The organism is Streptomyces sp. NPDC027962 (assembly GCF_055566095.1).
On sequence record NZ_JBVHTA010000067.1, the window covers coordinates 17,368 to 27,064 of the forward strand.

Below are 9,697 nucleotides of genomic sequence, written 5' to 3' on the forward strand. Positions count from 1 at the left end.
TGGGTTTTCTATTCACATAGTCGCTTCATGAATAGATGTAGTCAACCGCTGCGCCGCGACCCGCCGGGTGATTGGCTGGCGGCATGACTGTCGACCGCCGGGATGTGGCCGTACGAGCGGCCGTGGAACAGGGACTTCTCACCGAGGAGCGGCCCGTGGCCGCCCTTCTCGACGTGGCGGGTATCCGCTCGTCGGTGGCAGCCCTGCGGGCCGCGTTCGCCGCCGTCACCGACGCGCCGGTGCTGCACGCCTTCGCTGTGAAGGCCGCCCCCCTGGTGCCCGTCCTCGCGCTGCTGCACGCGGAGGGCATGGGCGCGGAGGTCGCGAGCCCGGGTGAGCTCGCACTGGCACGGGCCGCCGGCCTGCCGCCGGACCGGATCGTGCTCGACTCCCCCGCCAAGACCGTCGCCGAGCTGCGCGAGGCCCTCGACCTGGGCATCGCCGTCAACGCCGACAACTGGCAGGAACTCGACCGTATCGACACCCTCGTCACCGCCGACGCCGCCGGCCCCGCCGCGCAGCCCGCCTCGCCGCTCGGCCTGCGGGTCAATCCGCAGGTCGGCGGCGGCTCGATCGGGGCGCTGTCGACGGCCACCCCCACGTCCAAGTTCGGCGTGGCGCTGAACGACGCGGGCGCCCGGGAACGCGTCGTACGGGCCTGCCTCGAGCGCCCCTGGATGACGCGGCTGCACGCCCACTCCGGCTCCCAGGGGATGGCGCCGGCCCGCATGGCGCAGGGCATCCACGCGCTGTACGAACTCGCAGAGGAGATCAACGCGGCAGCCGGCCGGCGGCAGATCGACACGATCGACATCGGCGGCGGCCTCCCGGTCAACTTCTCCTCCGACGAGCACACCCCCGCCTTCGCCGACTACGCCGGACTGCTGAAGGAACGCGTCCCGGGGCTGCTCGACGGCCGGTACGGCCTGGTCACCGAGTTCGGCCGCTCGCTGCTCGCCAAGCACGGCACGGTCCTCGCCCGGGTCGAGTACGCCAAGTCAGCGGGCTCCCGGCCGATCGCGGTCACCCACGCGGGCGTCCAGGTCGCCACCCGCACCGTCTACGACCCCGTGTCCTGGCCGCTGCGGATCGCCGCGTACGACGCGAAGGGTCTGCCCAAGGCCGGGCCGGGCGTCGAGCAGGACATCGCCGGGCCGGCCTGCTTCGCCGGTGACCTGCTGGCGGAGCGGCGTCGGCTGCCGCTGCTGGAGGCGGGCGACGTGATCGCGGCGCTGGACACGGGCGCGTACTACTTCTCCAGCCACTACGGCTACAACAGCCTGCCCAGGCCCGCCGTGCACGGCTTCACGGCCGGACAGGACGGCGGGGTGCGGTTCACCACCGTGCGGGCGGCCCAGAGCGTCGAGGAAGTCGTCGCGGAGTCCGGCGGAGCGGAACGGGACGCGCTGCTCGGCTGACGAACGAACAGCAGGGGCGATTGTCCCACCCGGGTGGTTCCATGGAGCCATGGCCGCCAGCAGCGTTGTCGTCGAGCGTCTGATCCTCGCGCCGCCCGGTCCCGTATGGGATGCCCTGACCGACATCCGGGGCTGGGAGCGCACACTCAGCGGCGTGGAGAAGGTCGAGGTGCTGACCGAAGGCGGCTTCGGCGTCGGCACCCGGTGGCGCGAGACCCGGCGGATGCTGGGCAAGGAGGCCACGGAGGAGATGTACGTGACGGCGTGCGAGCCGCCCGAGCGTTATGTGGTGGAGGCCGATTCACAAGGCACCCACTACGTCTCCGAGTTCACCGTTGTCCCCGCCGGCGTGCAGGCGACGACCGTCCGGCTGACGTTCGGTGCCGAGTCGCCCGGCGGCTTCATTGGCCTGCTCGCCAAGGTCTTCGGCCCGCTCGGCGCCAGAGCGGTGCGCAAGGCGATAGCGAGGGATCTCGACGACGTCGCCGCCGCGGTCGAGCGCCGCGGCGGCTGATACGGCAGCGGCTCTCCATCGGATCCGCCCACCTGGGCGCACCCAAGCATCACAGAGGGCGCACAGGGCAGACACTTTCCCATCTGACTACGGGAGAGGTGCCTCATGGCCACATCCGCACCGACGTCCAAGGACTCACCGGACCGGCAGCCGGCTCTTAAACGGGTCATCGGGCCGAAGCTGCTGATTCTCTTCGTGATCGGCGACATTCTGGGCACCGGCATCTACGCCACCACGGGCAAGGTGGCGGGCAAGGTCGGCGGCGCCCTGTGGCTGCCGTTCGCGATCGGCTTCGTGGTCGCGATCCTGACGGCAGCGTCATATGTCGAACTGGTCGGGAAGTATCCGAAGGCCGCCGGTGCCGCGCTCTACACGCAGAAGGCATTCAAGATCCCCTTCCTGACCTTCATCGTCGCCTTCATGGTGATGTGCTCCGGCCTCTCCTCGGCCAGCGCCGCCGCCCGGGCCTTCAGCGGGGACTACTTCCAGGAGTTCACCGACGCCATTCCGCCCACCCTCATCGCGATCCTCTTCATCGTCGCCCTCGCCTCGCTGGCACTACGCGGTGTGTCGGAGTCCGTGAAGACCAACGTCGTACTGACCGCCGTCGAGCTCACCGGCCTCCTGGTGATCCTGACGATCGGCGCCTGGGCCGTCATCGCCGGCGGCGGCGAGCCCTCCAGGCTGGGCGAGTTCCAGGCCTCCGGCACCGGATACGCACTGATCACCAGCGTCCTCGGGGCGACAGCACTCGGGTTCTTCGCCTTCGTCGGCTTCGAGGACTCGGTCAACATGGTGGAGGAGACCCGCGATCCGGTCCGCACCTTCCCGCGCGCGATCTTCATCGGTGTCGGCATCACCGGCACCATCTATGTGCTCGTCGCGCTGATCTCGTCGCTGCTCGTCGACTACCGCACGCTGGAGAAGTCCAGCGGCCCGCTGCTGGAGGTGGTCAAGGCCGGCGGCGTCGACTTCCCGCCCAGGCTCTTCGCGCTGATCGCCCTGTTCGCGGTCACCAACTCCGCGCTGATCAACATCATGATGGCGTCCCGGCTCTGCTACGGGCTGGCCAACGAGAAGGTCCTGCCGCGCGGCATGGGCAAGGTCCTCCCCAGGCGCCGCACCCCCGTCACCGGGATCGTGTTCGTGACCCTGCTGGCCATCGGTCTGGTGTCGACGGGCGAGATCGAGGGGCTCGGAGACACCACCGCGTTCCTGCTGCTCTGCGTCTTCGCGGTGGTCAACGTGGCCGTGCTGGTGCTGCGCAAGGACCGTGTGGAGCACCCGCACTTCCGTACGCCGACAATCCTGCCGGTCCTCGGCGCGATCACGGCGATCATCCTGGCCAGCCCGTTTGCCGACCGGGCGGCCGACGTCTACATCCGGGCCGGCGTGCTGTTGGCCATCGGCATCGTGCTGTGGGGCGTCAACAAGGTGATGCTGAAGCTGGGCCACGAGGAGGAGGCCGGCCGGGGGGAGGCATAGAGCCTCGCTTCGTACGGTTCGGGGCGGATCTTAACGTGCGTGCGCATGTTCCGTTGGAAATTGCCAGAACTCACCCCGACCGGCACCACGGTGCGTAACCTCTCCGTCACTGCCGCGTTCGTGCGCGGCACACCGAGGCGGGGAGGGGAGTCCGCGTGCCCGGAATCGACGAGTGCCTGCTGCAGGCCATGGTGGTGCCGGGGGCCCGAGGGGCCTCCATCGTGGACTGGACGAGCGGGCTCGCCCTGGGCGCCGTCGGAGAGACCCCCGGCGGCGACCACGAGGCGACGGCGGCGGAGACGGCCGAACTGGCCCGGATGGCCGCCGAATACCCGTCGTTCGCTTCCGAGCAGGCCCACCCCGACGGCCTCAAGGGCTTACCCGTCGAGGACCTCATCGTCACCACCCGCACCGGGTACCACGTCGTGCGGTTCGTGGAGACCACGTTCGACAGCAGTGTGTTCCTGCATCTCTGGCTCGACCGGGAGACCGGCAATCTGGCGCTCGCCCGGCTGCGCCTCGCGGACCTCGCAGAGCGGCTGGTCCTCGGATGACCGCAGCAGTGACCGCAGAAGTGGCAGACGCGACCACGGACGCCGTGACGGCCCTCTCGCCCATGCTCGGCCGGCTCGCCAAGGAACGGGCCACCGGCGTCCTCGTCCGTGACCACGGCGCCCTCTACCTCGCCGACGGCCTGGTCGTGCACGCCGAGAGCCCCGCCGCGCCCGGCCTCGACGTCCTCCTGACGGCGGGCGGCCGCCTCCCGCGCACGGGCTGGGACGAGGCGGTCGCCAGGGCCGGCGCGCGCCGGGAGGTGGCGCGCTTCCTCGTCGACAGCGGCCAGGTCGCCGACGGGGAGCTGGAGATCTGCCACCTCGGCGCCCTCCACGACGCCGCGTTCTTCACCCTGGCGCCCGGCAGCGGGCCGACCCGCTTCCGCTACGGCGTCGCCCATTGGATCGGCACCGTGCGTCCCGTGCCCGCCGCGGCCGTGGCCCGCGAGGCCCGCAGGCGGCGCGGGCTGCTCGACTCCGTCTGGCCCCACCCGGAGGTGGACACCGCGCCCCTGTGGCGTCTCCCGCCCGGGTACGGCGCGACGGCCACCCCCAGACAGCGGGCCCTGCTGGCGCTCGCCGACGGTGTCCGCACCCCCTCGGCGATCGCCAGGGCCATGGGCCGGCCGGCGTTCAACACCCTGCTGGAAGTACGGCGGATGGCCGCGGCCGGGCTCGTCGGGACACCGGCCGGGCCGGCCATGACCGATCCCGCCCCGCTGCCCGCCTGGGTCGCCGAATTCCCCGCCGACCCGGACATCGCCCTGCTACGCCGGCTCCGCGACGCTCTGGAGGCAAGCCTGTGACACTCCGCACGACCCATCGGGCCCTGCGCACCGCGTCATGAGGCGCGCCCTGAGGCTGCGCGCCGAGAGGAGACAGCTCATGACGGCCGAGACCGAGGTGCTCGGTGAAATCAGGCGCCTGCGCGCCCGTATGCCGCAGCTGACCGGCGTGCTCGCGGCGAGCATCGACGGGCTGGTGCTGGCGGCGGACACCACGGAGCCGGAGAGCGTCGCCGCCCTCACGGCCGCCGCGCTCTCGGTCGCGCAGCGGCTGACCGAGACCACCGGGCAGGGGAGCTTCAAGGAGCTGCTCGTCCGGGGCGAGTCGGGCTACGTGGCCACCTACGCGGCCGGTGCCTCCGCCGTGCTGACCGTGCTGGCCGAGCCCCGCACCAACGTGGGCCGGCTCCACCTCGAGGCCCGTCGGGCCGGCGCCCGTGTCGGCGTGCTGGTCGACGCCGCACTCGAACGAACCCAGGACGCCTGACCCGATGGCCGCCGCCCCCGCGAACCCCCCGGAACCACCACCCGCTCGACCACCGGAACGGGCCGGCCGAAGCACCCGGCCCCGCCGCACCACCGCAAGAACAACCACCGGACGGAAGGAAAGTACGCCTGCCATGGCCAACACAGAGACCGCGCTCAAGGAAGCCACCACCATCGAGGGCGCCATCGGCGCCGCGCTCGTCGACTACACCAGCGGTATGGCGCTGGGCACCGTCGGCGGCGGCAAGGACCTCGATCTGAACGTGGCCGCGGCGGGCAACACCGACGTGGTCCGCGCCAAGGTCCGCACGATGGAGCACCTCGGCCTCAAGGACGAGATCGAGGACATCCTGATCACACTCGGCTCCCAGTACCACCTGATCCGGCTGATGAAGGGCCGCGGCAACAACGGACTGTTCCTGTACCTGGCACTCGACAAGGAGCGGGCGAACCTGGCGATGGCCCGCCACCAGCTGAAGAAGATCGAGGCCGAACTGGAGATCTGAGCCCCTATCGACGCCGCGCCCCTCCGGGCGCGGCGTCGCCGGCCGCGATCCCGGTGGTGCGAAAACCCTTGACCGGCCTGCCCACCGCACCGGCGGCCAGCCAGTCGGTACGCATCCACAGCAGCGCCTCGTCGGCGCGCTCGCGCCGGCCCAGCCACACCGCCTTGAGCCACAGGCCCGCCCCCGCACCCGCCAGCACCGCCCCGCCCGCGGCCGGCAGCACGAGCGAGCTCGCCACAGCGGCCAGGAAGGCGGCCGGCAGCCACCAGATCCGGGGCCGCCGCACCACCCGCAGCGTCACCCGGCGGTCCTGCAGCACATCGTGCCGTCCCGCGCGCGTGGCGCAGGACGCGAGATGTGTGTAGCGGCCGCGGCGTACGAGGGCGACCACGGCGGCCGTCACGAGGAACAGCGCGGCCCCCGCGAGGACACCGATACGACGGCCGGTGAGACCGGGCAGCAACAGACCGGTCCCGGCGGCCAGAACGCCCAGCCACCACAGGGGCGCCGCCCCTGCCCTCACGACCACCGCCACTCGCGCCAGCGACTGCGTACCGCGCCCCACTTCCGTACTCCCTCCGAGAGATCCGCACGGCCGATCCATGCCGTGGGCGCGGAGGATAGCGGCCGTATCTGAAGGCCGCCTGAGAAAAACCGCCCGGCATCCGGGCGGAGTTGTCGGCCGGCCGCCAGAGAAAGCACCGCCCGAGTCCGGGCGGAGCCTCACTCGGCGAAGAGACCCCGCTCGGCCGCCCGTGCGTCGAAGTCCTCCAGCCGGGCCTGGGCGTCCGGCAGTCCGTCGCACATGGCCTCCAGCAGGACCCGTCCGAGCAGCATCGGCGCACAGGCCGTGTCGAAGGCAAGGCCGGTGCCGACGGCCGCCGGGATCAGCAGGTCGCTGTGCGCGGCGACCGGGGCGAACGCCGAGTCCGCGACCGTCACCACCGTGAGGCCGACGGATCGCGCGTACTCCAGTGCCTCGACGACCTCCTTGGGGTGCCGTGGCAGGGCGAAGCACAGCAGCGCACTCGCACCGGCCCGCAGGGCGGCGTCTATACGGTCCGGGAGCATCGAGCCGCCCTCGTCGAGCAGCCGTACGTCCGGGTGCACCTTGGCCGCGAAGTAGGCGAACCCCCGCGCCTGCGGGGCCGCTGCCCGCAGCCCCAGCACCGGCAGCGGCCGGGAGGCGGCGAGCAGCCGCCCGGCACGCTCGACGAGCGCCGGCTCGGCGAGCATCTCGGCGAGCCGGCGCAGATTCTCGATCTCGGCCTGGACGGCCTGCTGGTACTCGTTGTAGGCGTCACCGCCGGTGACGGTCTCCGGCGGCACGACCTCGCGCAGATGCCTGCGCAGCGCCGGGTAGCCGTCGAAGCCGAGGGCGACGGCGAAACGGGTGACGGACGGCTGGCTCACCCCGGCGAGCTCCGCCAGTTCCACACTGGACAGGAACGGCACGTCGGCGGCGCGACGCACCATGCTGTGCGCGATGCGGCGCTGGGTGGGGGTGAGCCGGTGCCCCTCGAACAGCTGCTGCAGTCGTGCGGCAGGGCTGTCGCTCATGCCATCCCCCATCCTCCGGCCCGCCTATTCAGTCACCAAGAACACTGCATGACGATATACAGGCCGGGCAAGGCAAGCCCAGTACGTCCGGCAGAAAACGCCCCGGCGGACGGCCCGCCTGTGGAAGGCGTGCCGCCCGCCGGGGCGCGGTGGGGGGCCGGTCAGTCCCCGATCTGCTCGGCGATCTGCTGATCACCGGCCATCGCACCGGCCCACAACCGGACCTCCGCGATCCGGCCCGGCAGGTGGTGCTGCCAGGCCCCGGAGGTGAAGGCCCTGCCCAGTGCGAAGTCCCCGGCGCCCATCCGGGCCACGTAGGTCTCGGGCGCTCCGTTGAGCACATGGCCCAGTCGCAGCGAGATCGTCCCGTCCTGGGCGTCGTGGATTCCGGTCAGCCGCACGATGCTGTCCAGTTCGGCGACCTCTTCGGACACCACGGACGAGAACGTGCCGTCGGCGCCCAGCCGCCCGAAGTGCCACTTGCCGACCGGCACCGTCTTCTCCTCGAGGGTCTCCGGGTCGACGACGGTGTCCTTCCCGGACAGCTCGAACCACAGGCCCCAGGCGGACCCGTCCGCTGTCCGCTGCCCGACGATCTGGCCCTTGTGCCCCACGTTCTTGCCCAGCAGCTGGGCGCTGTCCAGCGCCACCTGCGTGGTCACCGTGAAGGAACCCGTGTCGTCGATCACCGGGCCCGTGACGGTCGCCGCGTCGTCGACACCGTCCAGGACGATCTCGTCGCCTTCGACGGCCGCCCCGCCCGACATGGTGAGGTTCCTGCCGTAGCCGGACGTGGTGTCGGCGACCGTGGTCCCCGACGCCCGGGACGCGGACCAGTCGGCCACCAGCTCGGCGCCGGCGAAGCCGTCCGAGGTCAGCAGCCGCGCCTCGTCGGCGATCTCCGCGGCGGACAGCTTGCGCTGCCAGGCCGCCACCTCGTCGATCGATCCGTTGAAGGCCCAGTAGCGGCTGCCCGCCCACAGGTACCGGCCCATGTTGAAGGAGCCGGAGGAGGACCAGGATCCGGGGACGGTGCGCGAGCCCTGGAGCCGGCCGTTGACGTAGAGCTGCAGCTCCTGGGTGGCCGGGTCGTAGGTACCCGCCAGGTGGGTCCACGCGTTCACGGGGGCGATGTCCTTCGCCCGGACACCGAAGTACGCGGTACCGGTGTCCTCGTCCTTCTCCTTCACGCCGAACACCCAGGAGTCGTACGACGTCTCGTACCACAGCAGGAAGGAGCTGTAGTTGGCGCCGTCCTGGGACAGGACGATCGCGTCCTGCGCCTTGGTGTTCAGCCGTGCCCACGCGGACACCGTGTAGGCGGACCGGGTCTCCAGGACCGGGCCGCTGGTCGCCGCGTACGCGCCGCTGCCGTCGAGGGACAGGCCCCTGTCGGTGACCGGCGTCGCCAGCGGCACACCGGCGGCGTCGTGGGTGATCACGCCCCGGCGGCCCCGGTCGTCCCGGGTGGCGGTGCCGCCGAGGGACGCGTCGTGGCGGGCCGAGCCGCCCGCGGTGGCGGAGTCCACCGCCGTTCCCGTGGCCTCGTCGAAGTGCCAGCGGCCCACCGGCCCCTCACCCGCGGCGACCAGGAAGTCGACGACCTGCTGGGCGCCCCAGCGGCCGACCTCGTCCTGGGCACGGGCGTACACGCGGAAGGTGCCGGAGCGGTCGGGGGTGACGGCGGCCTGCCAGCCGCCGGCCACCTTGGTCGCGTTGCTCCAGGCCGCGGTCTGGGTGAGACGGTACTGGTAGGCCACGTTGCTGTCGCCGACGGCCGGGCCGAAGGCGAAGGTGCTCTTGACGCCCGGACCGCCGCCCGCGGCGCACGCGTTGGCTGTGCACTCGGTGTAGGGAGCCCCGACGGTGATCGTCGGCGCCTTCGGCGCGGTCGTGTCGACCGTGAAGTAGCACGGTGTGGTGTAACCGGTGTTCAACCGGTTCGACCCGTCCTCGTAGTACGAGAGTGTCAGCGCCTTGAGCCGGTACTTGGTGCCCTCGGTGAGGGTCGGCAGACTTTTCGACTGCTTGACCAGGTTGCCGGCGTAGCCGGAGGTCGGGCTGTCGACGTCGGTGTGTGCCGTCACCCAGGAGGTGCCGTTCCACCGGTCCGTGCGCCACCGGATCCGCAGGTTCGCTCCCGACTCGCCGCCGGATGCGGTCTGCGGACGTCCTGTCACCAGCGGTGTGGGGTCGGAGACGACGGCCGGGTCGTTGGCGTTGGTGGAGCAGACCAGGCCGGAGCCTGCGACGAGGCCGACCTCCTTGGGGAGCGCGGGGACCGCCACGTACTTCACCGCGAGGACGGCGTCGTTGCGGAACCGCTTCCAGGCGGAGGTGTCCGACTCGTCGTGCGCGCGCAACTGCAGGGTCAGCCGCGAGAACTTGC

Annotated in this window: 10 protein-coding genes; 7 read left to right on the plus strand and 3 right to left on the minus strand. The window is 71.6% G+C overall.

All coding sequences use genetic code 11. The annotated features are described in order from the left end of the window. Positions 1-83: 83 nt before the first annotated feature. The 7 genes from ACZ4SA_RS35425 to ACZ4SA_RS35455 all read left to right on the plus strand — a co-directional run bounded on the left by ACZ4SA_RS35425 (position 84) and on the right by ACZ4SA_RS35455 (position 5,748). Positions 84-1,418: a type III PLP-dependent enzyme domain-containing protein gene (locus ACZ4SA_RS35425; protein WP_468282431.1), complete on the plus strand. Its 1,335-nt coding sequence runs from the start codon at positions 84-86 to the stop codon at positions 1,416-1,418. 49 nt (positions 1,419-1,467) lie between these two features. Next, the gene (locus tag ACZ4SA_RS35430) at positions 1,468-1,932 is read left to right on the plus strand and encodes an SRPBCC family protein (protein ID WP_468282434.1); all 465 of its coding nucleotides are present in this window, start codon (positions 1,468-1,470) and stop codon (positions 1,930-1,932) included. A gap of 105 nt (positions 1,933-2,037) precedes the next feature. Next, a complete protein-coding gene (locus ACZ4SA_RS35435) occupies positions 2,038-3,417 on the plus strand; it encodes an APC family permease (RefSeq protein ID WP_468282437.1) in 1,380 nt (459 codons plus the stop codon). Between the two features lie 155 nt (positions 3,418-3,572). Then, complete coding sequence (locus tag ACZ4SA_RS35440) at positions 3,573-3,971, plus strand: hypothetical protein (protein WP_468282440.1); 399 nt, start codon at positions 3,573-3,575, stop codon at positions 3,969-3,971. Next, positions 3,968-4,777 (plus strand): transcriptional regulator, encoded by an 810-nt coding sequence (locus ACZ4SA_RS35445; RefSeq protein ID WP_468282443.1) that lies wholly within the window; start codon positions 3,968-3,970, stop codon positions 4,775-4,777. Before ACZ4SA_RS35440 ends, ACZ4SA_RS35445 begins: the two co-directional genes overlap by 4 nt. A gap of 79 nt (positions 4,778-4,856) precedes the next feature. Then, positions 4,857-5,243: a roadblock/LC7 domain-containing protein gene (locus ACZ4SA_RS35450; protein ID WP_468282446.1), complete on the plus strand. Its 387-nt coding sequence runs from the start codon at positions 4,857-4,859 to the stop codon at positions 5,241-5,243. A gap of 133 nt (positions 5,244-5,376) precedes the next feature. Next, positions 5,377-5,748, plus strand: a complete 372-nt coding sequence (locus ACZ4SA_RS35455) for a hypothetical protein (protein WP_468282448.1) — start codon at positions 5,377-5,379, stop codon at positions 5,746-5,748. A 4-nt stretch (positions 5,749-5,752) separates the two neighbouring features. On the opposite strand, the gene ACZ4SA_RS35460 is transcribed toward ACZ4SA_RS35455, so the two are convergent. The 3 genes from ACZ4SA_RS35460 to ACZ4SA_RS35470 all read right to left on the minus strand — a co-directional run. Beyond that, positions 5,753-6,313 carry a hypothetical protein gene (locus tag ACZ4SA_RS35460; RefSeq protein WP_468282450.1) on the minus strand — a complete coding sequence of 187 codons (561 nt, stop codon included), beginning with the start codon at positions 6,311-6,313 and terminating at the stop codon, positions 5,753-5,755. Positions 6,314-6,471: 158 nt separating this feature from the next. Then, positions 6,472-7,308 carry a MurR/RpiR family transcriptional regulator gene (locus tag ACZ4SA_RS35465; RefSeq protein WP_468282453.1) on the minus strand — a complete coding sequence of 279 codons (837 nt, stop codon included), beginning with the start codon at positions 7,306-7,308 and terminating at the stop codon, positions 6,472-6,474. A 161-nt stretch (positions 7,309-7,469) separates the two neighbouring features. After that, a partial coding sequence (locus tag ACZ4SA_RS35470) for a laminin G domain-containing protein (protein ID WP_468282456.1) occupies positions 7,470-9,697 on the minus strand: 2,228 nt, incomplete at its 5' end.

Excerpts from the sequence above, each read along its gene's own strand:
- ACZ4SA_RS35425 (WP_468282431.1), top strand. The coding sequence starts at position 84 with ATGACTGTCGACCGCCGGGATGTGGCCGTACGAGCGGCCGTGGAACAG.
- ACZ4SA_RS35430 (WP_468282434.1), top strand. The coding sequence starts at position 1,468 with ATGGCCGCCAGCAGCGTTGTCGTCGAGCGTCTGATCCTCGCGCCGCCC.
- ACZ4SA_RS35435 (WP_468282437.1), top strand. The coding sequence starts at position 2,038 with ATGGCCACATCCGCACCGACGTCCAAGGACTCACCGGACCGGCAGCCG.
- ACZ4SA_RS35445 (WP_468282443.1), top strand. The coding sequence starts at position 3,968 with ATGACCGCAGCAGTGACCGCAGAAGTGGCAGACGCGACCACGGACGCC.
- ACZ4SA_RS35450 (WP_468282446.1), top strand. The coding sequence starts at position 4,857 with ATGACGGCCGAGACCGAGGTGCTCGGTGAAATCAGGCGCCTGCGCGCC.
- ACZ4SA_RS35455 (WP_468282448.1), top strand. The coding sequence starts at position 5,377 with ATGGCCAACACAGAGACCGCGCTCAAGGAAGCCACCACCATCGAGGGC.
- ACZ4SA_RS35465 (WP_468282453.1), bottom strand. The coding sequence starts at position 7,308 with ATGAGCGACAGCCCTGCCGCACGACTGCAGCAGCTGTTCGAGGGGCAC.